Source organism: Flagellimonas alvinocaridis (assembly GCF_004916895.1).
Taxonomy (GTDB): domain Bacteria; phylum Bacteroidota; class Bacteroidia; order Flavobacteriales; family Flavobacteriaceae; genus Flagellimonas; species Flagellimonas alvinocaridis.
Genome location: NZ_SNTZ01000005.1, coordinates 111882 through 134883, shown reverse-complemented (window position 1 = coordinate 134883; position 23002 = coordinate 111882). Strand labels below are relative to the sequence as shown.

At 42.4% G+C, this 23002-nt stretch carries 19 protein-coding genes; all 19 read right to left on the bottom strand.

The annotated features are described in order from the left end of the window. Positions 1-24: 24 nt before the first annotated feature. Complete coding sequence (locus tag EZV76_RS11635; protein ID WP_136566734.1) at positions 25-1254, bottom strand: ABC transporter permease; 1230 nt, start codon at positions 1252-1254, stop codon at positions 25-27. Then, positions 1247-1948 carry an ABC transporter ATP-binding protein gene (locus EZV76_RS11630; protein ID WP_136566733.1) on the bottom strand — a complete coding sequence of 234 codons (702 nt, stop codon included), beginning with the start codon at positions 1946-1948 and terminating at the stop codon, positions 1247-1249. Before EZV76_RS11630 ends, EZV76_RS11635 begins: the two co-directional genes overlap by 8 nt. 96 nt (positions 1949-2044) lie before the next feature. Further along, the gene (locus EZV76_RS11625) at positions 2045-3157 is read right to left on the bottom strand and encodes an efflux RND transporter periplasmic adaptor subunit (RefSeq protein WP_136566732.1); all 1113 of its coding nucleotides are present in this window, start codon (positions 3155-3157) and stop codon (positions 2045-2047) included. 32 nt (positions 3158-3189) lie between these two features. After that, complete coding sequence (locus tag EZV76_RS11620; protein WP_136566731.1) at positions 3190-4446, bottom strand: ABC transporter permease; 1257 nt, start codon at positions 4444-4446, stop codon at positions 3190-3192. 26 nt (positions 4447-4472) lie between these two features. Beyond that, positions 4473-5717, bottom strand: a complete 1245-nt coding sequence (locus EZV76_RS11615; RefSeq protein WP_136566730.1) for an ABC transporter permease — start codon at positions 5715-5717, stop codon at positions 4473-4475. Positions 5718-5831: 114 nt separating this feature from the next. Beyond that, positions 5832-6044 (bottom strand): hypothetical protein, encoded by a 213-nt coding sequence (locus EZV76_RS11610; RefSeq protein WP_136566729.1) that lies wholly within the window; start codon positions 6042-6044, stop codon positions 5832-5834. A 10-nt stretch (positions 6045-6054) separates the two neighbouring features. Beyond that, positions 6055-6591: a DUF420 domain-containing protein gene (locus EZV76_RS11605; protein WP_136566728.1), complete on the bottom strand. Its 537-nt coding sequence runs from the start codon at positions 6589-6591 to the stop codon at positions 6055-6057. Further along, positions 6588-7331 carry an SCO family protein gene (locus tag EZV76_RS11600; RefSeq protein ID WP_136566727.1) on the bottom strand — a complete coding sequence of 248 codons (744 nt, stop codon included), beginning with the start codon at positions 7329-7331 and terminating at the stop codon, positions 6588-6590. The genes EZV76_RS11605 and EZV76_RS11600 overlap by 4 nt, the downstream gene beginning before the upstream one ends. Continuing rightward, complete coding sequence (locus EZV76_RS11595) at positions 7312-7944, bottom strand: hypothetical protein (protein ID WP_136566726.1); 633 nt, start codon at positions 7942-7944, stop codon at positions 7312-7314. The genes EZV76_RS11600 and EZV76_RS11595 overlap by 20 nt, the downstream gene beginning before the upstream one ends. A gap of 70 nt (positions 7945-8014) precedes the next feature. Beyond that, complete coding sequence (locus EZV76_RS11590; RefSeq protein ID WP_136566725.1) at positions 8015-8398, bottom strand: cytochrome C oxidase subunit IV family protein; 384 nt, start codon at positions 8396-8398, stop codon at positions 8015-8017. A 56-nt stretch (positions 8399-8454) separates the two neighbouring features. Next, entirely contained in the window at positions 8455-9429 is a 975-nt protein-coding gene (locus EZV76_RS11585) for a cytochrome c oxidase subunit 3 (RefSeq protein ID WP_136566724.1), read from the bottom strand. A gap of 92 nt (positions 9430-9521) precedes the next feature. After that, entirely contained in the window at positions 9522-10103 is a 582-nt protein-coding gene (locus tag EZV76_RS11580; RefSeq protein ID WP_136566723.1) for a cytochrome c oxidase subunit 3, read from the bottom strand. Between the two features lie 5 nt (positions 10104-10108). Continuing rightward, the gene (gene cyoE / locus EZV76_RS11575) at positions 10109-11008 is read right to left on the bottom strand and encodes a heme o synthase (protein WP_136566722.1); all 900 of its coding nucleotides are present in this window, start codon (positions 11006-11008) and stop codon (positions 10109-10111) included. A 191-nt stretch (positions 11009-11199) separates the two neighbouring features. Next, a complete protein-coding gene (locus EZV76_RS11570; RefSeq protein WP_136566721.1) occupies positions 11200-11904 on the bottom strand; it encodes an energy transducer TonB in 705 nt (234 codons plus the stop codon). A gap of 52 nt (positions 11905-11956) precedes the next feature. Then, a complete protein-coding gene (locus EZV76_RS11565) occupies positions 11957-12364 on the bottom strand; it encodes a VanZ family protein (RefSeq protein ID WP_161594412.1) in 408 nt (135 codons plus the stop codon). After that, positions 12357-12737 carry a glycine cleavage system protein GcvH gene (gcvH, locus tag EZV76_RS11560; RefSeq protein WP_136566719.1) on the bottom strand — a complete coding sequence of 127 codons (381 nt, stop codon included), beginning with the start codon at positions 12735-12737 and terminating at the stop codon, positions 12357-12359. Before gcvH ends, EZV76_RS11565 begins: the two co-directional genes overlap by 8 nt. Before the next feature lie 106 nt (positions 12738-12843). Continuing rightward, the gene (gene sov / locus EZV76_RS11555; RefSeq protein ID WP_136566718.1) at positions 12844-20001 is read right to left on the bottom strand and encodes a T9SS outer membrane translocon Sov/SprA; all 7158 of its coding nucleotides are present in this window, start codon (positions 19999-20001) and stop codon (positions 12844-12846) included. A gap of 5 nt (positions 20002-20006) precedes the next feature. Next, positions 20007-20588: a Holliday junction branch migration protein RuvA gene (gene ruvA / locus EZV76_RS11550; RefSeq protein ID WP_136566717.1), complete on the bottom strand. Its 582-nt coding sequence runs from the start codon at positions 20586-20588 to the stop codon at positions 20007-20009. 40 nt (positions 20589-20628) lie between these two features. Beyond that, entirely contained in the window at positions 20629-22926 is a 2298-nt protein-coding gene (locus EZV76_RS11545) for an NADP-dependent malic enzyme (RefSeq protein WP_136566716.1), read from the bottom strand. Between the last annotated feature and the right edge of the window lie 76 nt (positions 22927-23002).

The window sequence follows — 23002 nt, the reverse complement described above, 5'->3', positions numbered from 1 at the left end:
AGTCTCTATCGAATAACCACATAACTATTTATCACTTAGTGCAACAATGGGTTTAACATTCGCTGCTTTCATGGCAGGAATAAGACCTGCCAAAACCCCGGCAACAATTAAAATTATGGTAGCGGTAATGACCGTGGAAGCATTTACGGAGGGATTGCTAAAAGCGGGAGTCTGGAACATGGGGCCAACTGCTGCAAGTATCACCCAAGCGAATATCAATCCAATAAATCCGGACAATGTGGTGATGAAAATTGATTCCAAGAGCACCAAGTTTATGATCTGTCTTGGTCTAGCTCCCAGTGCCTTTCTCACTCCAATCTCCTTGGTCCTTTCCTTTATCGTAAACACCATGATATTGCCAATGCCAACGATACCGGCTACAAGAATAAGAAACCCTACTCCGATTCCAATACCCCTCAACACGGCAGTAAAACTGCTGATGTTGTCAAAAGCTTCGGCATAATTCCACACATACAACCCAGCTTGGTCTTCCGGGTCAATTCTATGCCTTCTTTTCATGATATCTTCCAATTTTCCAGAAAACTCAAGTGCTTTGGCCAAATCGTAGGTTGGGTTGTACGTAAGTGCTATAACGTTGATGTCATTGGTATTTCCGTAAATACGTTGATAGGTGCTTACAGGAGCGTAAATCCCCCGTTCGGCATTGTCATCCCCATCATCCGTAAAAACCCCGATTATTCTGAAAGAAAGATTGTTAAGCTCCACAAATTTTCCCAAAGGATCTTCTTTTTTGAACAGGTCTTCTGCTACCTTTCGCCCTATAACAACCACCTTGGCTTTGTTGACCAAATCGGCCTCATTAAAATATCTTCCCGACACGATCAAGGTCTTTTCAATAGCTTGATGATCGGGATGGGTAGCTTGTACGTTGTAGGAACCTGTTTCACTTTTGTATCTTGCTGTAACATTGGCATAATATCTAGCGCTTATATATTCCACATCATCTGAAAAGCTCTGCCTCACATACTCTAGGTCTTCATTTTTCAATTGGATGCGTCTACCCGCCTCAAATCCGCCATAGGCTTTTGAAGTTGTACCAGGGCGAATAAAAATTGTATTGGTGGCATCATCATTGAACTGCCCCATGAAACCATTCTGCATTCCATTTACGGAAGCCAGGAGCATTACCAAGATAAAGATGGCCCACCCTACTGAGAAACCCGTTAAAAAAGTCCTCAGCTTGTTGGTCTTTATGGTATTGAATATTTCTTGCCAGACGTCTCTATCAAACATATTGTCCTGCCCTTACCTGTTCAATTTTTTTGTCTTCGACAATAACACCATCTTTTAGGTGCACAATACGCTTGCACATATGTGCAATATCTTCTTCGTGGGTCACTACCAAAATGGTATTGCCCTCGTCATTGATTTGTTGGATTAAATCCATGACCTCGTATGACGTTTTACTGTCCAAAGCCCCAGTGGGCTCATCCGCCAAAAGGACTTTGGGTTCCGCGGCCATGGCGCGGGCAATGGCCACCCGTTGTTTTTGACCCCCAGATAGTTCACTGGGCAAATGGTGGGCCCATGGTTTTAGCCCTACTTTGTCCAAGTATTGCATGGCTTTTTCCTGTCGTTCCTTTCTAGGGACTTTTTGATAGTACAAGGGGAGTGCCACATTCTCCAAAGCACTTTTGTAATTGATCAAATTAAACGATTGGAAAACAAAGCCCAAAAACTTATTCCTGTATTGGGCCGCCTTGGTTTCACTTAAATTTTTGATCGGTACTTCATCCAAGGTATATTCCCCCGAATCGGCACCATCCAACATCCCCAATATATTCAACAGGGTAGACTTTCCTGATCCTGATGACCCCATAATGGCAACTAGTTCCCCATCTTCCACTTTAAAGTTTATTCCTTTTAAAACATGAAGGGAATTGCTCCCCATTTTATAGGATTTGTGAAGATCTTTGATTTCTATCATAATTGGTGATGTTAGCGATCTAATTGTAACTTCTGTATGTAGGACCTACAAGTTGTTAAAATGTTACAAGAATTATTGAAATTTTTTGTTAAATGATTATTTCGAATTGATTTCCGGCTCTATGGCATTCCATACTTTGATGTTGTCTTCCAACTTTACACCAGATTTTACTTCAACATAAATGCCATCACTGACTCCCAACTCTACATCCCTTCGCTCAAACTTTTGGTCCGAAGTCTGAACTTCAACAAATGGTTTTTTAGTTTCCCCATCAAATTGAATAAGTGCCTCCTTTAGCGCCAGCACACTATCGGCCCGGGCCAAAATAATGGAGGCATTGGCGCTTAAACCTGCTCGAATAAATGTACTGTCCTGTTTTTTCAGGGTTCCTTTTATCTCAAACTGTATGGCACCATTTTCTTCTTTTCCCTTTGGTGCGATGTAATCCAAAACTGCATCGAACACCTTGTCTTCAATGGCCCCCACGGTGATTTCCAAGGGAAGGTCTTCTTTTATTCTCCCAACTTCAGACTCATCAACTTTACCTTCAAAAATCATTTTGTCCACATCGGCTATGGCGGCTATGGTAGTTCCCTCGTTAAAATTATTACTTTCTATGACCTGGTTACCCACCTCCACAGGGACTTCCAGAACCATTCCGCTAACCGTTGCCTTAATCAAGGTATTGGCTGCACTACTAAGACCACTTGTGGTACCGGTCTTGACAATATCATACCGTTTGTTTGCCGCCCCATAGGTTTGTTTGGCCTGATCGTAGCTTACTTGGGCCCGTTCCAAATCGGTTTTGGAAATTACTCCTTTGCCGAAAAGGGTAAGTTGTCGCTCGTAGTTCCTTTTTTGATCATCCAAATTGATTTTAGCCTCATCAATGGCGTTCTTGGCATCATTTAGTGCGGAGAGATTGGGAACCACTTTGATTTTGGCCAAAAGATCCCCTGATTTAACGTAATCGCCCCCTTCCACATAAATTTCTTCAATGACCCCCGAAATATTTGGTTTGATGAGGACCTCTTCCAAAGGAAGTATACTGCCCGTGGCCACTGCCTTTTTTACAATGGTCTGTTTTGATGGTTTTTCAGTTTCATAAACCACAGGATCTTCGGCATTTTTCTGGTAGAGATAATACATAGATCCTCCAAAAACCACTGCAATCAGGAGGAGAATAATAATGGTAACCGACTTTTTCATTTTGTCTTTATGGTTTTGTTTTGATTGATTTCTTACTCAGTTCGCAAAGCTTCTATGGGTCGTACCCTAATGGCACTCTGTGCAGGGATAAATCCTGCCAAAAGCCCGGACAACATTAAAATGAGCATGGCCCCACTGACCACTCCAACGCTGACACTGGGACTCATGAACATATCCACTGGCCCCACGTTGTCCAATAAGGTATTGATGCAATAGATGACCAAGGCCCCAAAAATAATGCCCACCATCCCTGAGATTATGGTCAAAAAAATAGACTCCATAAGAATTTGCTTTTTAATGGACCATGGCTGTTCGCCCAGCGCCCGTCTTATCCCTATTTCTTTGGTGCGCTCTTTTACCACAATGAGCATAATGTTGCTTACCCCTATAATACCGGACAACAACACCATGAACCCCACAATATAGGCAACGGCCTTAAGGGCCCCAAAGAGGCTTTCAACTCTGTTATACTGCTCATATAGGTCAAAGTACCCGATGGCCCTGTTATCTTCTGGGTGAATTTTATGACGGTCTTTCATGACCTCAATAATATTGTTCTTCAATTGGGATATGGAGCTTTCATCATGGGCAGTTATAGCCATCCATCCCACATTATCCCCTCGGTTAAAGGCTTGGGAAAACGAAGTAAAGGGCACAAAAACTTCCTTTTGTGCCTCTTCGCCTCCATCGCTATTATTCTTTTTATAGGTTCCAATGACCATAAAATTTACCCCTTGAATCTTAATATAAGAGCCCAACACCTCTTCTTCTTCTTCATATAATTCATTTTTGACTCCTTGTCCTATAATGGCCACTTTTCTTTTCTCCTGAATATCATTGAAATTTAAAAATCGTCCTGAGGTGACCGTCATGGGGTCTTGATTGATGATTTCAGGATAATCGCCATAAATATTATAGGCTCCAGTGCGTATACCGCGAACCACATTGCTTCCTCCCCTAAATCCACCCAACTGATTTCTGGGGGAAATAAATCTCAAATTGGGAACATTGTCCCGTATGGCCTGCACATCGTCCACTTTAAAATTAAAGCCCCTCCCCATGGGCAGACCTTCATAAGCCTTAGTAGTGGCCCTTGTCCACATAAACATGGTGTTGGTGGCGATATCACCAAAATCCTTTTTTATGCCATTCTCGAGCCCTTTGCCTGCGGCCAATAGCACAATTAGGATAAATATGCCCCAACACACACCAAAAGCCGTGAAGATGGTGCGCCACACATTGCTTGTGAGCACTTCCAGAATTTCCCGCCATCTATCCCTATTGAACATATTGAATCTTTTTTACCACCACGCGTTTATTCATCACGAAGCGACTCTATGACCTGCACCTTTGCTGCCCTCCAAGCAGGGACAAAGCCTGCCAAGGTCCCAGCCAATATCAATACAAGTACAGTGGAAAGTGCCACATTAAAATTTACGGATGGGTTTACCACGTAATCCACCTCAACATTGGGACCCACCAATTCTAAAAGTCCCATGCTGAAAATGAGCCCTGAAAAGCCCGAAATGGCCGTTACAAAAATAGATTCATGCAAGATCATCCCTATAATTGACCATGGCTTGGCCCCCAAAGCCTTTCGTATGCCAATCTCACGGGTTCTTTCCCGTACCACTATGAGCATAATGTTGCTCACACCAACCACTCCAGCGATTATGGTGCAGACCCCCACAAACCAAAAAAAGATTTTAATATTGCCTGTGAGACCATAATAGCGTTTTGCTTCTTCCATGGCACTCCAGACTTCCATGGCTCCATTATCGTCCGGTGCTACTGTATGGGCCTGCTGGAGATATGTACGCAAACCATCTTTGAAAGTGATTGCTTGTTGCACGGCTTCATCAAAATTCTCCACTGGCGGAAGTGTAAAGGACAAGTTGTTGACCCTATTTCCCCCATTGAACACTCTTTGTGCTGTGGTTATGGGAATATAGATACGTTCTTCTTCACGGTCTTCCATTTCACTGAAAACCCCGATGATTTTGAATGGTATGCCTGATATATCTATAAATTCACCGATTGGGGACTCCACCTCATTAAAAACATCTTTTTTTATCTTTCTTCCGATGACGGCCACTTTACCCGTGGAAACCTCATCTTGATAATTGATGAATCTTCCCTCCACCATTTTGGTGTTTTCAATAAATTGAAAGTCGGAAGACACTCCTTGAATGCCATAAATCAAAGCTTCCTTTCCATAATTTGCACTGACGCCCTGTACAAATATCCGAGCGGACTTATATTCAATGGCATCTTTGAAGAGTGATTCAGCCTTGTTGAAGTTTTCGTTGACAAATTGTATTCTTCTTCCTGGATTAAGCCCTTTGTATTCTTTTGAAGTAACCCCGGGCCATGCCCAAACACTGGTAGAAGCGTCCTGTTTGAACTCACGTTCTATCCCATTTTGCATTCCTTGACCAAAACCCAATAAAATAACGAGAATAAAAATTCCGGAAGCAACGGAGAGCCCAGTTAAAAAAGTACGCAGTTTGTTCTTTCGGATGGTGTCAAATATTTCTTGCCACCTTTCAATATCGAACATAGGTTCCCCTTTTTTGATTGATGAAGTACTTGAATATACCTACTATAGGATAACCTGAATGACAAATTGTTACACTTTGGAAGGAAAAAACAGCAAATCTTTTCCCAAAAGTGTTCATCCACGCATTTTTCTGTAGACAAAGTAGCCTAAACCGGCCACCAAGAGATAAGGAAATGCCATGAGGTACACTATCCCATTATTGATGCCCTCTGCCGTTTTTCCATCAACCTCACTTTCAACCACTGCACGGCACATGGCACATTGGGCTTCTGCCAAAGTCGGCGCCATCATCAACAAAATCAACAGCAAAAAAAACTTTGTTCTCATATTGGGCATTCTAGGTTTGATAGTAAGGTGAAATCATGATATAAACAATCACCCCGGTAACAGCTACGTACAACCAAATGGGAAAGGTGTATTTGGCCCAAAGTCTGTGGCTTTCAAAATCATCTAAGTACACTTTGGAATAGGTAATCAGAACCAAAGGTATAACCGCTATGGAAAGTACAATATGGGTAAACAAAATAAAGTAATAGACATACTTGATGTATCCTTCGCCACCATAAATGGTACTCTCCGATGTCATATGGTATGCCACGTACATCACAAGGAACAGGGCTGACAAGAAGATACAAGTGGTCATTAATTTCTGATGGAGCCCTCTTCGTCCATTTTTAATGGCAACTACGGCGGTTATCAACAAAATAGCCGTCAACGCATTTATTGTGGCATAGATAGGCGGCAGAAAGGACAGTGGTTCCGCATTGGGTAACTTGTAACCAAACAATAATGCCACCACCAAAGGTATGGCCACTGATATTACGGTAATCCATTTATTGAACCGCTTTTCTTTAATAGAAACTTCGTCGATCATTCTGCCAACAATTTTTTAATATCCTCTTTCAATATGGTAATCTGTTGGGGCTCACCCTCTACATTTACCCCTTGTTTTTCGGTAACGGTTCCCCTGTAATAAATCAAAGGGTTTCCGTGTTCATCTTGGCGCGAACGAATATACCCATTTTTGTCGACCAAAGCGAACATTCCCGAGTGCTCGAACCCTCCAGGGGCATCTTCCGTTTCATTGGCCACGATATAAAATCCTTCTTGCGCCAAACTATAGATTTTATCCTTGTCGCCCGTCAATAAATGCCAATCTGCATCAACAATATCATATTTCTTGGCATAACTCTTAAGTACGGACGGTGTATCGTATCTTGGATTGATGGTAAAGGAAGCGACTCCAAAGTCCTTATCATTCTTAAAAGTGTTTTGCAGCGAAACCAGATTTTTAGTCATTACAGGGCATATGGTAGGACAAGTGGTAAAGAAAAATTCCACCACATACACCTTGCCCAAATAATCTTTGTCTGTAACTACAATACTATCTTGGTTTAGAAATGAAAAAGAGGGCACCTTTCTTTTTTTCCCATTATTCAAGATAAAACCTACCTGCTTTTGTTGAAATCCCATGTTCATACGATCATTCTCCACAACGGTCCCTTCCTTAAGTCTCTTTGTGATTTCATATACTGCAAAAATTCCAAAAATTAGAATGATTGCGGATACCCAAACATAGGTGTATTTCTTCTTGCTATTTGCTCCTGTTGGCATCTTTGTTCTTTAGTGCTAATCGATATTCGGCCAAGATAATCTTGACATCATCTTCCATTTTGTTGTTCAACTCTGCTACCGAGGTGGTGTTAAATCCATATTTCACACCTTCATCCTCATCATCCTTTCTTCCCCGAAGGTTACGATCTTTGTCGATAATAAAAACGTATGGGGTTGATAAATCACCATCCAAGGACACATCAGTTTTAAGCTGGTTGAAAAATGATCTTATCTCATCTTCTTTCCCGTAGGCAAAGTGCCATCTATCTGCATTGGAAAGTTCCCCTAGTTCACTTTTTAAGCGCTCAGCATCTTCCTTATGCCCTTCCTCTACCACCATGATCATCTGAAAGTCATTGAAATCGCCGAAACGCTTATAGATTTTTTGGTTAAGGTTGAATGCGTTGCCCTTTTTTTGGTCAATCTGATTTCCCAAAAAACCAAGAATGGTAATCTTTCCATCCAAGCTGACATCACTTTGTAAGCTGGACACATCAGGCACACGTTCAGTGAGGACCGGCAGTTTGCCAAAGTTATTGACTCCTGAAGCAAAAAACAGATATGCCACTAGTGGAAAAACAAATAATATCGCTAAAACGAACGTCTTTTTCATACCGAACTAAACCTTACAAAAATAAAAAAGACGGTTGAAAAACCGTCTTTTATAGTTGTTAAATACTTTTCTAGAAATTCCATGCCATGAATCCATCCTTGTACACATTGTAGATGTAATCCGCTTCAAACAGCAGGATGAATATCAAATAGCAGACCAAGAATATGGGAGTCCAAACGATAGACCTTCTCAAGGCTGTTTTCTCATCTCGCAAGTGCATAAAATCCCATGCAATGTAATACGCCTTCACCAAGGTAAGGATAATGAATATCCAGTTAAGGAGTTTCATGCCCAAAAAGAAGTTATGGGTTAGTACTCTTGGCTTGGTAATACCCAAGGCAACTTCCACTGCCGTTACTATGGAAAGGAAAATAAGGACGCCCCAAATCTTTTGGACGTTGGATTTGAACTTCAATGTTCCTCTAAATATCTCAAGTTTGTGTTCGTGTGCCATGCTATTTTATACTGTATGATTATTGCTTTCCACTTTTATGGAAAACGAATCCAATTTTAAACCAAATAAAAGAATGTAAATACAAATACCCACACCAAATCTACAAAGTGCCAGTACAATCCAACTTTCTCTACCATTTCATAATGTCCTCTACGCTCATAGGTTCCCAATATGACATTAAAGAAAATGATAACGTTGATCACCACTCCAGAAAATACGTGGAATCCGTGGAATCCTGTAATAAAGAAGAAGAAATCGGCAAACAATCGGCTACCATATTCATTATGGATAAGGTTTGCGCCTTCCACCACCATTACGGCATCCTTTAGTTTGGCCAAGGATTCTTCCCTTGTCAATACCGTTTTATGTCCTTCGTCATTGATGGTCTCCGTACGGATAAGAATATTTGGCGTGGCTTTAAATCCTTCCACTACTTCATTCAATGAGAATGAGGTTTTGTATCCCTCTTTCTCGAACCATACTCCTTGACTACTCTCGTGTTTCACCCTTTCCTCGGGCAGGGTCTTGGAGAAATCGGCCAAGGAAGCCCTCTCTCCTGTCTCCGCATTTACAAATTGAAGGATTCTACCTCCTTTAGTCTCCAAAGCACCATGGTCCCCTTTGATGAAAGTTGCCCACTCCCAGGCCTGTGAACCAACGAAAATGGCACCTCCAATAATTGTAAGGAACATGTAAAGAACAACCTTTTTCTGAATCATCTTATGACCGGCATCCACAGCAAGTACCATGGTTACAGAGGACATGATCAAAATAAAGGTCATAAAAGCCACATAGTACATGGGATAGTTCCCGTGGAAGAAGGGTACGTGGGTAAATACCTCATCGGCAATGGGCCAAGTTTCTATGAACTTAAACCTTGAAAAGCCGTAAGACACCAAGAACCCAGAAAAGGTCAAGGCATCAGAGACAATAAAGAACCACATCATCATTTTTCCATAGCTAGCGCCGAGGGGTTGATTTCCACCTCCCCAAACGCTTTCTTCTGTACCGGTAGTCACCGTTGCATCCATAAAAAAAGTCGCTTTAATAAAACTTTCACAAATTTACACCTTTTGATGTATTCGAAAAGATAAAGTTGAATGAAAACTGCTTCAATCAAAATTTATTTCACGAAATACATAAATAGTATTAAATACACCCAAAGAAAATCCAAGAAATGCCAAAATGTGGCACCCAATTCCAATCCCAACATATTTTCTGGGCTATATTTTCCCCGTAACTGTTGCACCAAAACCACCAGTAGAGAAATAAGACCTGCTACCACATGGACAATATGCACCGCAGCAATCAAAAATACATAAGACATTTTTATACTACTGGTTGGGCCTGTAAAATAATAGCCATGTTCCAGCATTTGTGAGAATCCTTTAAATTGTAAGATAATAAATGCCACTCCCAGGACCAGTGTGGCCAACAAACAAATAGTACCCATTTTTTGGTTATCCTTTTGAACCATTTTCTTTGCCATCAGGTAGGTAATACTACTCAATATGATTATTGCGGTACTCGCAAAAAAAGCTTGCGGAAGCTCTAAATCACTAATCCAATCCTCCCGCTTACTACTTACAATGTAAGCACTGGTCCATCCGGCAAAACCCATGATCAAACTCACTATTCCGAACCAGAGCATCATTTTCTTTGCCCTTCTGTTTTTTTCAACTGCTGTTCCTTGGCTTAAATCCATCTTCTTTAAATAAACTTATCAATTACGTATACAACTTGAATCAATGATATATAGGTAACGCTTGCCAGCATCAACTTCCTTGCCGTGGGATTGTCCCGTTTATCGTAAAGCTTAAAGGCAAAAAATAGCATGACCAATCCCGCCATCAAAACGATTACCGCAGCGGGAATGGAAAGAGTTAACCTCCCTGTAAATCCAAAAACGGGCACAATGGATATGACAATCATCCAAATTGTGTACAATATTATCTGCAATGCAGTACCCTTATCCTTCTTTCCTGTGGGCAGCATTTTAAATCCAGCTTTTTTGTAGTCTTCATCCAACATCCAACCCAACGCCCAGAAATGTGGAAATTGCCAGAAAAACTGTATCATGAACAACGTTCCCGGCTCTATCCCAAAGTCATCCGTGGCAGCAACCCACCCTAGCATAAAAGGGATGGCTCCCGGAAAAGCCCCAACAAAAACCGATAAGGGTGTTTTGGTTTTTAGCGGTGTGTAGACACTGGTGTACAAGAAAATTGAAATGGCACCGAACATAGCAGTTTTTGGACTGAGGGCAAACAAGGCCACTACACCCAGAACCGTTAATGTTATGGCCGTGGCCAAGGCGTTTTTTACCGACATCCGTCCTGAGGGTATGGGACGATTTTTGGTGCGGTTCATTAAGGCGTCCAAATCTTTTTCAATGATTTGGTTATAGGCGTTGGAAGCCCCTACCATGCAATATCCACCAAAAGTCAGTAGCAAAATGGAAGTAATCTCTACTTCGTAGGCACCCAAAAAATATCCTGCAATGGATGAAAAAACCACGCTTATCGCCAGTTTGGCCTTGGTGATTTCTTTAAAATCAGAAAAAATCACGGAAAGCGAAGTATTTTTTACGGAACCTACAGCAGATTTCATCCACATCTAAATTGGCTGGCAAAGATAACGTGAGATGTGTTCTTTTCCAACCTATTGATGGCCTTTATCTTCTTTTGGCCAGTGGATACATTTTTTCAGAACAAGTTTTTGGTCTTTACAAAGAAAAAAAGCCCTGACGTTTTACCATCAGGGCTTTTTCTATTCCTACCTCAGTAGGAACTATGTATATTTTACTGTAGCTTAAAGGTAATTGGAATACTAAATGGAACTTTTACCGCCCTACCTCTTTGTTTTCCAGGGGTCATCTTTGGCAGTTTTTCAATAATACGCAATGCTTCAGCTTCCAAGTTTTTATCCGGTCCACGCATTCTAATGTTACCAATGCTTCCGTCTTTTTGGATTACGAAAATAACATTCACCCTACCTTGAACACCCATTTCCTGGGCAATTTCTGGATAACGGAAGTTTTTACGGATATGTTTTTGCATCATTTCCTGAAAACAGGCTTTTTTATCACCAGCGTTCTCACAACCTGGAAAAACGGGCACATCTTCAATTACGGCAAATGGAACCGAAATATCTTCTTCAACCTCTTCAACCTCAACTTCTTCAATTTCAACAACTTCTTCTTCCTGACTGGTTTCAGTGGACTCAATAACAGTTTCTTCCACTTCCTCCTCATCTTCAACAACCTCAATCACCTCTGGTGCGGCAGGTGGCGGCGGTGGCGGTGGTGTTTTAATCTGTTCAGTCATCGGAACTTCCTCATCCAACTGATCTTCAATGTTCATTGAAATGTCATAATCGTTGGTCTTGTCATATTTTTTCCACTCCATGGCGCCATAAACCAACCCCAAAACAGCGGCCAACCCTACTACAAAATAGAGTGAGCTGTTTCTTCCTACGTCGGCTTTTGGATTCTTTTTTAGTTCCATCTTTTTGATTTTAGTGTTTGCTAATTTAATTATTAATTGGTTAAATAAACAATTAAAATTTCCATTTTAACGGCCTTTTCTTGGAAAAATACCATCTAACTAGGCCAATTCCTACAAAAGCCCCAAAAGTATTTGCCAAAACATCACCAAATTCGGCCATTCTATCAGTGGTCATTGTATATTGTAATGCCTCAATAAATATGCCATATACTATTGCCCCAACCAACATAAACCAACTTGTCTTCGTCAATTCAGCTTGGCCCTTTGTCCTCTCCCTAACAAAAAAACATCCCAATATTCCAAAAACCAAGTAAAAAATAAAGTGCGTTATCTTATCTGCATACGGAATGTTCAGCTTTCCGGTATCCAAATCCACTTCTGAAAACGAAAATAAGCTGAGTACGGTTATAATCAGTACCCAGCTTATGAACAGTATGGTATAGGTATTCTTTTTAAGCACCCACCAATGCCTTGTAATCATCAGCACTCATGAGGGCATCTGTCTCAGAGGCATCGCTAATCTTTATTTTGATCATCCATCCTTCCCCGTATGGATCGGAGTTTACTTTTTCCGGTTCATCTTCCAAAGCTTCATTAAACTCAATAATTTCACCACTTAACGGCAAGAAAAGGTCCGAAACAGTTTTTACCGCTTCAACCGAGCCAAAAACCTCATCCTTATCCAAGGTCTCATCCAGGGTCTCCACTTCAACATACACTATATCCCCCAACTCACTTTGGGCAAAATCCGTAATCCCAACGGTTGCAATGTCGCCATCTATTTTGACCCATTCGTGATCTTTGGTATACTTTAGTTCTGAAGGTATGTTCATCGTATTATATGTTTGAATTAGTCGATGGACAAATGTAACAGATTGTAAATAGGTTTTCAAACAATCCTTGCAACAAAATTCAAGAATTTAGCCATTCCCACCAATCCTAGTTGCCAAAGTTATAGCGCAGTGTAAATCCTGTATTGATCGTGGTTTGTGGGAAAGCCGTTGAAACCGCAAATTTTGAGAAGGAATGGTCGTAGAAGAAAAGTGCATTGAAGTTCTTGCTCAAGGCATAATCCGCCGTGAACTTAATAGACATCAGATTTTGACCCGAAGTAATCTGGTTGTTATCGATATCCAAATTACGGATGATGGTCAAATTATCCCTAAGGGATAAATCAGCCTTAAGGTTTAGATCTCCTTTGAGTCGGGTACGTTCACCACCAATATTGGTTACCATTTGTACGTCTTTAAAACGATATCCCAATCCCAAAGTATATTCCTTACCATTGATCTCCGTGAGCAGATTATTGTCAAAACTCAATGAAAGAGTCCTATCTGTACGTACCTCAGCCAAAAAGCTAAAGGAATTCTGCATTTCAAAATCCACACGCATCAGAGGGTTGAACTGATCCGTCAAAACCACATTGTTGATGATGTTTTCCGGCAGAAAATCCCCTGTCTCCGTATCTATGGGGTCCATACCGTCGTTAATCAATTGTTCCCGCGTTAAATTGGTCTGGAAGGAATTGATACTATAGGCCGCACGGTACCCATGACTCAAAGAAAAACGCTTGAACTTCTTCCTAAACCAACGGTTCTTCATCAATCCCGTATACTTGATGTTCCAGTTGGGAATGGGTATCTGTCGGAATGCATCCAAATTTACCCGGTTTACATCCTGTCCTGTATATGCCGCAAAGAAAGCCGGGAGCAATACTTCTTGTTGTGTCTTGCCATAACGCTCTGGGAAGCCGTCATCATCCAAAGTTCCCGGGGTTTGGCCACGATCTGAAACCAACCGATTGGCTATGGTGATCCTATTCTGTTTGAACTGTTCAAAAGTTTCGGAATCAAACTCATCGCTCTTGCTGAATATCGTACCGATCATTACGGTAGAAATACTGAAGTTTCCGTAATTATTGCCCAATAGGGTTTCATATTCAAACTGCCCTCCTCCAAGTTCATTTATCCTAAAGGTTTCTTGATAGCTATTTGAAATCTGTCTGTCCGCAGTAATATCAATGGTCAAATCCTGTGTGGGCTGGGCCGTTGCGGTAATGTTCAATTGCTTGGTGGAGTTCTGCATGAACTGGGAATTGAACTCTTGAAAGGTGGTTAACCAACCTTTTCGAGCCGCTTCAAAACGCACATCAGCCTGACTACCAAACACAAATCCAATGGAAGGTCTAGCTGTGCCTATAAAACCAATACTTTGGGTATATCCAGGCAATACTTTACCCCTGTTCTCGGTGTAATTAATATTGATGCGCTTCACCATGGTTAGAATATCGACCATAGTATTGAAGCCTTTGCTTGTTTTCTTTGGTGTATCCCCGTCAGAGTCGTTGGCAGGATTGCCCGCCTTGTCCCTGCGCACAGCAGCTTGGGATGCAGTCACCTTGCCACTACGTTTCTTCAACCCCAAGAAATCGTAGAAACGTTGCATGGTGAGATTACCTGTTAGGTTATGGGTACTGGCATTCTGTACAGTGTTGATATCCTGACCGGCCACCTCATTGAGTGCATCCCCTCCCCGTTGCCAATCAAAATTACTGGTGTAGGTGTATTGGGCGTTGATAAAATCCAAGAATGGGAACTTACTAAATGGCAATTCATAATTCAGCTGCATCTGCTGGGCATGTCGATTGGGCTCCCCAATGTCGAAAAAGCCATCCCACAAATCCAACGCTTCGTTGATTCCAGAGTCGGCATCATCATCCACATTGAAATAGTTCCGAACAATATTGTTATTGGAAGCCGTTAAATTCAACCGTAAAGACTTGGTGATGCTATAGTTAAGCGCATACTGCCAATTGAACAGATAGTTTCTTTGTTGCAAAAGGGGAAGTTCCAACGCATCCACGCCAGGTTCCAATACATCCCTAAACCTTTGTTGGTTAAATGCACGGTTGATATTGGCATTTACAGACATACTGGTGGGCAGTACATTCAGGTTTAAATCCTTGAGCCATTTCCAATATCTTCCCGTGAACAGGGAATCCTTCTTGGCAAATGGTGCAACGGGAGCCGGTTTAAAATTGTGATTATACACAAAGCCGGTGTTCACGTTCTGATCTTTTAGATCGGCTATCTCAAAATCCCGGTGGCTGGTCTCGTTATAGGAATAATTGAATGTAAAGTTTTCTATATCGAAAAAGTTCTCTTCGGCTTCTTCTCCCCTATTTTTTCTAACCCCGATCAAGTTGAAACTGGTTCGCTTGGTATAATCTTCTGCCTGTTCCTGTATGGTCTCTGCATCCTCTGGCGTAGCTGCCGCTGAGATACGGTCATCCAATTTTAAATCGTCATAAACGGGATCAAACTCAGGGGTAATCAAGGTTTCTGAAATCCCATAATTGAACGGGATTTGAAGGTTCCACTTTTTGGGCAACAGTTGTCCGGCATTTACATTGGTGACCATGTCATAGGAAACCGCATCTTCCCTGGAACGTTCATTGGGCATTTGGTCTATGGACCCAAAACCGGAGGTACTCTTGCTCCCGGTCACGGAAATATTGGCAAAATCGGCCATATTGGCGTCCATGGCCACAATGGCGGCCCATCCCCCTTTATTGTCCAAACCAACAAGACGCAGTTCATTGAACCATACCTCGCCCCTTGCTGGAAGGTCGTCAATATTCTTTATACCTACCATCATCCCTCGGATACTTCCTAAAGATGGGTTACCGCGAATACCAATCCGCACCCTGCCCAACGTACGTGGCGCAAACTCATCCACCGGAATGGCTTCGCCATCCACAATCTCATAATAATTGATTTGGTCCAAGGTCTGTTCCGCTATCCCTTTTGATTTCACCTTGTTCAAATCGTCCAGAGCGATGTCTATTTGGTTTACATCGGGCCAAATCTCTTCAGCAGAGGTTACATTAAAAGGTGTAAACTGCAACGGGAGTTCCACCTGATAAAAGTTTTCTGAAAAATCGGTTCCAATCCGAAGAAAACCTACCAATGGGGTATCACTATCCGAATAATCCCCGTTCATGATCTTCTCGGCGTGCATGAACATTTTTATACGTTCATACTGGCGTACATCCACATTTACATTTTTAAAGACGCCTCGGGAATCCTCAGATTCCAAATTCTCCACAACAAAGGATAAGGATTGCTCATTTTGGCGGATAATGGTGTTGTTGTTGTTCAACTGCTCTCTAACCACTCCTGGAGGCAATACATAAGGAATAGGTTGACGACCAAAGTTTTCTTCTATATTGACCGTGTTCACGTCGGTTACGGTACCGTCATCGGATGGGTCGTTGTCCACTTCTTCAGGTTGCAAGGAACGGGTATAGGTACGCCAATCGCCACGGACCAAGTCCAAGGTAGCAAAACGCATGACCACATCGTCTGAAAAGCCTGTAAGATACATCCGCATAAAACTGATGGATCTAAAATCGGTGATGCCTCCCACCGCATCGGTAAAATCACTCAATGGAATTTTATATTGTATCCACCTACGGTTCAATTGGGTCCCATTGGGTAGCGTTGGGGTCTGTCCTTCCCTGATATCCGTAACATATTTATCATTGATGGTGGTGTTAGGCTTGATTTGGATTCGGTACTCATAATAACTGTTTACCGTATTCATGGTCAAATCGCGATCAATATCCTCCACATCGGGCAAGGTGGTAGACCCTCTATTGGTATTGGTCACAGCTACTGGAGAGTTCCCTTGCGTATTGTTGAAATCAAGATAGCGCTCCAATATACTTCCATCGCGGTTTAAATAATATTGATAGTTGTCCAAGGCAGGATCTTCGGCTGGACCATTGTAGATTGCCTGTTCGGCAGCATCGTCCAAACCATCCAGACCAACATCCTGGGCGGTTCGGTTTCCCTCATCGGCATCAAAAGCATACACCAAAGATTGAGTAGATGGCACTTGCCCCCAAATAGTAGGTCTAGGCACTTCGTTATTGGTGCTGGCAGGCAATCCATTCTCGTATTGTTTACGGCCGTCACGGAGAATGTCTTCCGAAATATTCCCCAAGTTCAGTACGAGTTCCCCGGAATTGGACCCAACTGTTTCGCCATCCACATAAGGGTCCAACACCCAAAACTGGACAAACTCCACATTGGATTGTTCAAAATTGGTGCTGCTCAATGGACGCATAATACCCGCCCACTTATCTTCTGGTTGTTCGGTTTCAAAACTTGGATTGGCATTGTACGGTCCTTTTTGATTGGGATAGTACACAATATCCAAGGTACTTTGTACCTGGGTCTGCCCTTGGGCAATATCGGTCTCGGTAAAGACTTCATCAATGAATACCCTACGAGTAGAGTTCAGGGAAATATCATTGTCCGATAACCCAGACGGTCTCTGATTGGTGTAAAAAATAGGATCTATCGTATACCAAGCCATCTTGGCACGCTCATGTCCCACATCGATATCGGTTCTGTCCTGAATGAATTCGACTGGCGGACTTGCAAGCGTCCATCCCAAAGAGGAACGAATGTCTATCAAAGCCTGTGCTCCTTCAAAATCATCCAAATAGGTCGTGGTTTCTCCCTGGAAATCTGCATTCTTGGGTGAATTGGGCTTCAAGAAGGCAATTTCACCACGCAAAGACAGGTTGGAGGGCACATCGGTATCTATATTGGGCAATTTATTGGCCAATCGGGTCAAGAACGGAATCTCTGTACTGAAATTTCCGTTCAGTCCAAAAATCGTATTGTTCACGGGTTCCACCCCATAGTTTGATTTTTGTGTAAGCGGTCGTTCATTTAGGTTGAGAAGTGTTCCGCCCAACACAAAATTTTCATTGAATTGATGCTCCACGTTCACCCCGGCAAATCTTCGGGTCTGCTGTCCGAAAACGGCATTGTTTTCAACAGAGATATTAATGGGTGTATTGGATGCTGCCAAACTAGGGTCCAAAATTTGAACCGTACCTGCTTGATAATTTACCGTATAGTCTATTCCTTCCTGAAGCTGACGACCACCTGCCGTTACCCGTACCGAACCTCTGGGCACGTTAAAAGCTCCAATGGGAATACCATTGTTCCCTTGCGATTTGTAGCGTCCCTTTATTTGAAAACGGTTCTTTTCCGCGTCCTGCAAGGATGCTGCCTTGGTCTTAGCATACATGTTACGGAACACATAGCGTTTTTGATTGTCGTTATACCCTTGGTCATTGTCAACATCGTATGTACCACCACCCAGTTCATCAAAGAGATATTCTCCAAAAGGCTCTACCTTGGTAAAGATGATGCGTCCTGATTGTGGGTCAACTGTAATACCTGGCACGTAGTCAAAGAATCCATCCCCTCCAGGTTGAATGTCGTTGTACACATTTAATCGGTCCAGATTGAATACATTGATCAAAATACGATCTTCCAGCCCTTCCGGCCAGCCAATATTTGGATTAATTGGGGTAATGTAGTTTCGAGGTGTAGGGTCTGAATAGAGAATGTTGAGCTTAAAATCCTCTTGATCCAATTGAAAAGCTCCGGTAGAATAAATATTCTTCATCATCAAATCCCAAATGGGGTCCTCTACATTGGTGATGTTGCTCTTCAACAATTTTAGAATCAGAGTATTATTTTCTATGATAGGATTCACTCCTCCTGAAACGGTTGTGGCATCCACTCCACCATTGGCAAATTCACCTACTTGATAGACTTGACCATTCACGGTGTATTGAAAAGCCACCCCTAAAACCTCATCGTTACTTATACGTTGATTCAAGGAGATATATCCCAATTGCGAGTTAAACTGATAATCCCTTCCTTGTTCCAATTTTCGGGCATTTTCCAAGATAGCGTAGTCAAATCCTTGGTTAACCTGATATCCCGGAACATTGAACCCAGCTTCCACAGTTGCAATGTCACGTATGGATGGGGTGAGGGCCCCTCCATTTCCAATTAAAGCAGGGTCAAAATCATTGACCCCGTTTTGCGGATACACGTCATTCCCCAAATTATTGAAAAATCCTGCTGGGTCACCACCAGCTATTCCTATCCGTGTTTTTTCCCTGCCATCTTTACCTAATTCCGATTCTCCCAAATCTTGAATGGCGACCACATTCCTAACGTTCAGCGTCTGCTGGTTCCGGTTGGTAACCCATACCTCCAATCGGGTAATTTGGACTTGGCTTCGGATAAACGGGTAATCTTGCAATGCCCTATCGTAATTGTCCCTAAAATATTGGGCCAAGAAAAAGTGCTTGTCCTCATCATAATCCAAGGCAGTAAGCGCAAACTCATTTAATGTTCCTCCTCCTTGGGCTACAACGGTATTGTTCTGAGAGCGTTGTTCCGAGAAAACCGCCGTCACTGTTGTCTTTCCAAATTGCAATTGGGTCTTTACCCCAAAAAGGCTCTGTGCACCTGTGATCAAAGAACTGTTCAGAGGCATATTCACATTACCAATTTCAATTTTCCGAAGAATATCGTCCTCAGTTGGGGTGTAATCCAACTTTACCAGATTCTGAAAGTCAAAAGTTGCCTCAGTATCATAATTGGCGGTTACTTGAAGACGTTCCCCAACCTTACCCAACAAACTTAAACTGATACGTTGGTCAAAATCAAAAGATAAGTTGGTACGGTTACGGGGCGACAGTGCCGGGTTGTCATTTTTTTGCCACAACACCCCTAAATCCATGGCTACGGATCCCTGGGGAATCACCTCAATGGTATTTCCTCCAAAAATAGATTCAAAAAAGTTGCTGTTCACGTAGAAGTTGGGCAACAAATTTTTTCGGGCCTCTTCACTACCCTCTTTTTTTCCGGTAAAAGCATCAATCTTTTGTTTGAAGTAGGATCTCATCTGCTCTTTCCGAACCAATTCATAATACTGGTCCGGGGTAAGGATAACAGGATAATTGATATTGAAATCACCAATACTTTCTGTGTAGATGTAGCGATCGGTTTGGGGGTCGTAGGTGTATTTGGCAATAATGCTGTCAGGATTCTCCAATATGAGTCGACCAAGGTCTACCCCTGTCTGCACAGAATCCTGAACCTGTTCATTGGTCTCCTCCTGCCCCATCAGGGAAGTGACGGCCAAAAAACAGATCAATACAAAAATGTACTTAAAGCTGGATGGTTTAAGTATTGGTTTTGCCCCTCTTTTCAAACTAGTTACAAATTTTTCAGCGCCTGTTTAATAGTGTTCTCAACGCTTAGTGAAGGATCTCCGGACAACACCTTGTCCACAACCTTTTCAGATTGTTTTCTGGTGAAACCAAGAACCTCTAAAGCAGATAACGCTTCTTCTTTGCTTGTATTGTTTGATGGAAGGGAAACTTCTCCCATATCGTAAACTTTCAAAATTTTGTCCTTCAGGTCCAATATTACGCGTTGCGCCGTCTTAGCCCCTATTCCCTTGACACCCTGTATGGAAGGCACATCCCCATTGGCAATGGCATCCCTGACTTCTGTGGGCGAAAGAGAGGACAACATGGTCCTGGCAATACTGGACCCCACGCCTGAAACTGAAATCAATAACCTGAAAATTTCACGCTCCGATCGTTCCACAAAACCAAACAAAGTATGAGAGTCCTCTTTAATTAAAAGATGGGTGTACAACTGAATGTTTTCCTCATCGCCCAATAAGGAAAATGTATGTAGCGAAATGTTTAAAAAATATCCTACGCCATTACATTCAATAATTACATAGGTTGGGTTCTTCTCTACCAATTTTCCTCTTAAATGGGTAATCATATTTGGTATGTTGGATTATTAGACTTTAAGATTTCAGAAACTACTCAGATTCTCTCCTCATTTTTCTGCGCTTTTCACGTTCTTGGGCATCAATAACGGCCACAGCGGTCATGTTCACCATCTCATCCACACTGGCGCCCAATTGAAGAATATGCGCTGCCCTCGTCAATCCTACCATAATAGGTCCTATGGAGTCAGCCTTATTGAGCCCTTTGAGGAGTTTATATGTAATGTTGGCCGATTCCAAATTGGGAAAAATAAGTGTGTTCACCTTTTTACCGGACAATTTGGAAAACGGAAAATTATTGTTACACAATTCTTGGCTCAATGCAAAATCGGTTTGGATTTCCCCGTCCACCACTAAATCAGGGTTCTTTTCATGAAGAATCCGAACCGCTTCCTTAACCTTTTGGGCATTGGGGTGGTTTGAAGATCCAAAATTGGCGTAGGAAAGCATGGCCATAACCGGACTAAAACCAAACGTGCTGGCCACATTGGCAGTCATTTGGGCTATTTCAGCCAGTTCTTCTGCGTTGGGATCTATATTGATGGAGGTGTCCGCCAAAAATAGTGGCCCTCTTTCCGTAATCATAATATTTACTGTGGAAGCATTTTTAACCCCCTTGGCTCTTCCCAAAACCTCAAAAACAGGTCGAAGCACCCTTGGATATGACCTTGAATATCCCGAAATCATACCGTCGGCATCCCCTTCAAGCAACATCATGGCCCCAAAATAGTTGCGTTTGCCCATGTTTACCCGTGCACTATACTTGGTCTCCCCTTTTCTTTTTCTGGATTCCCATAGCTTTAAGGCATACTTGGTCCGCAATTCCTTGGATTCATCGGAACGTGGATCAATAATAGTCACTTCGGCATCAAAATCGAGTTCTTTTTTAAGGTTTTCAATAGTTTCCCTGTGCCCCAATAGAATGGGTTCTGCAATGCCTTCCTCATAAACTATTTGGGCAGCTTTCATTACATCCAACAATTCAGCCTCAGCAAAAACAATTCGCTTTGGGTTTACTTTGGCCCTATTATGAAGTAGTCTTACCACCTTGTTATCGTTGCCCGATCTTTGATAGAGTTCTTCCTCATACCTGTCCCAATCCTGAATAGGTGCTTTGGCCACCCCACTTTCCATGGCCGCTTTGGCTACAGCCAAAGGAATGGTGGTAATCAGTCTTGGGTCAAAAGGTTTCGGGATAATATATTCTTTTCCAAAGGCCAAACGTGTGGCATCGTATGCTATGTTTACCTGCTCGGGAACAGGCTCACGGGTAAGATCGGCCAAAGCCCTCACGGCGGCCATCTTCATTTCTTCATTGATTTTGGTGGCGCGTACATCAAGTGCCCCTCTAAAAATAAAAGGAAATCCAAGCACATTGTTCACTTGATTGGGATGGTCGGAACGCCCAGTGGCCATGATAACATCCTTTCGGGTCTTGCAGGCCAAATCGTAGGCGATCTCCGGATTTGGATTGGCCATGGCAAAAACAATGGGGTCCTTTGCCATGGATTTAAGCATTTTTGGAGTCACTATATTGGCAATGGATAGACCAATAAAGACATCCGCATCCTTCATGGCCTCTTCCAATGTGTCAATTTTGCGATCTGTGGCAAACTCCAGTTTCTCCCCACTTAAATTTCCCCTATCGCTCCGGATAACCCCTTTACTATCCAGCATAACAATATTCTTGGCGCTGGCCCCAAAAGCTTTGTAAAGTTTTGTACAGGAAACCGCGGCAGCACCGGCACCGCTGACCACAATTCTTACTTTATCAATTTTCTTGTTGGTCAACTCAATGGCATTCAGCAAGGCTGCAGCAGAAATTATGGCAGTACCATGCTGATCATCATGCATTACGGGAATATCCAATTCTTCCTTAAGACGTCTTTCTATTTCGAACGCCTCTGGTGCTTTAATATCTTCCAAGTTGATGCCACCAAAAGTGGGGGCAATGGTCTTTACGGTTTCAATGAATTTATCCACATCCTCCGTGTCCAATTCAATATCAATCCCATCGATATCCGCAAAAATTTTGAAAAGAAGGCTTTTCCCTTCCATCACGGGCTTTGATGCTTCTGGGCCTATGTTGCCCAACCCCAATACGGCCGTTCCATTGGAAATCACGGCCACAATATTTCCTTTGGCGGTGTATTTGTATACATCGTCCTTGTTCTTTTCTATTTCCAGACAAGGTTCTGCCACTCCAGGGGAGTAGGCCAGTGCTAAATCTCGTTGCGTGGAATATGGCTTTGTAGGCACTATTTTTATTTTTCCAGGCTGTGGTTTAGCATGGTATAATAGTGCTTCCCGTCTTTGTTTTTCCTTGCTCATATAGTGAAAAATGAATGGGTAAAGTTAGGGGATTCCTTGGTTTTGGAAAGTCCCTTTCCATCAATTTTAATATAAT

Coding starts and splice junctions, on each gene's coding strand:
- EZV76_RS11610 (WP_136566729.1), bottom strand. CDS start 6,044: ATGAGAACAAAGTTTTTTTTGCTGTTGATTTTGTTGATGATGGCGCCG.
- gcvH (WP_136566719.1), bottom strand. CDS start 12,737: ATGAACATACCTTCAGAACTAAAGTATACCAAAGATCACGAATGGGTC.
- EZV76_RS11615 (WP_136566730.1), bottom strand. CDS start 5,717: ATGTTCGATATTGAAAGGTGGCAAGAAATATTTGACACCATCCGAAAG.
- EZV76_RS11585 (WP_136566724.1), bottom strand. CDS start 9,429: ATGGATGCAACGGTGACTACCGGTACAGAAGAAAGCGTTTGGGGAGGT.
- EZV76_RS11605 (WP_136566728.1), bottom strand. CDS start 6,591: ATGATCGACGAAGTTTCTATTAAAGAAAAGCGGTTCAATAAATGGATT.
- EZV76_RS11625 (WP_136566732.1), bottom strand. CDS start 3,157: ATGAAAAAGTCGGTTACCATTATTATTCTCCTCCTGATTGCAGTGGTT.
- EZV76_RS11570 (WP_136566721.1), bottom strand. CDS start 11,904: ATGGAACTAAAAAAGAATCCAAAAGCCGACGTAGGAAGAAACAGCTCA.
- EZV76_RS11595 (WP_136566726.1), bottom strand. CDS start 7,944: ATGAAAAAGACGTTCGTTTTAGCGATATTATTTGTTTTTCCACTAGTG.
- EZV76_RS11590 (WP_136566725.1), bottom strand. CDS start 8,398: ATGGCACACGAACACAAACTTGAGATATTTAGAGGAACATTGAAGTTC.
- EZV76_RS11620 (WP_136566731.1), bottom strand. CDS start 4,446: ATGTTCAATAGGGATAGATGGCGGGAAATTCTGGAAGTGCTCACAAGC.
- EZV76_RS11580 (WP_136566723.1), bottom strand. CDS start 10,103: ATGGATTTAAGCCAAGGAACAGCAGTTGAAAAAAACAGAAGGGCAAAG.
- EZV76_RS11635 (WP_136566734.1), bottom strand. CDS start 1,254: ATGTTTGATAGAGACGTCTGGCAAGAAATATTCAATACCATAAAGACC.
- EZV76_RS11545 (WP_136566716.1), bottom strand. CDS start 22,926: ATGAGCAAGGAAAAACAAAGACGGGAAGCACTATTATACCATGCTAAA.
- cyoE (WP_136566722.1), bottom strand. CDS start 11,008: ATGAAATCTGCTGTAGGTTCCGTAAAAAATACTTCGCTTTCCGTGATT.
- EZV76_RS11630 (WP_136566733.1), bottom strand. CDS start 1,948: ATGATAGAAATCAAAGATCTTCACAAATCCTATAAAATGGGGAGCAAT.
- ruvA (WP_136566717.1), bottom strand. CDS start 20,588: ATGATTACCCATTTAAGAGGAAAATTGGTAGAGAAGAACCCAACCTAT.
- EZV76_RS11600 (WP_136566727.1), bottom strand. CDS start 7,331: ATGCCAACAGGAGCAAATAGCAAGAAGAAATACACCTATGTTTGGGTA.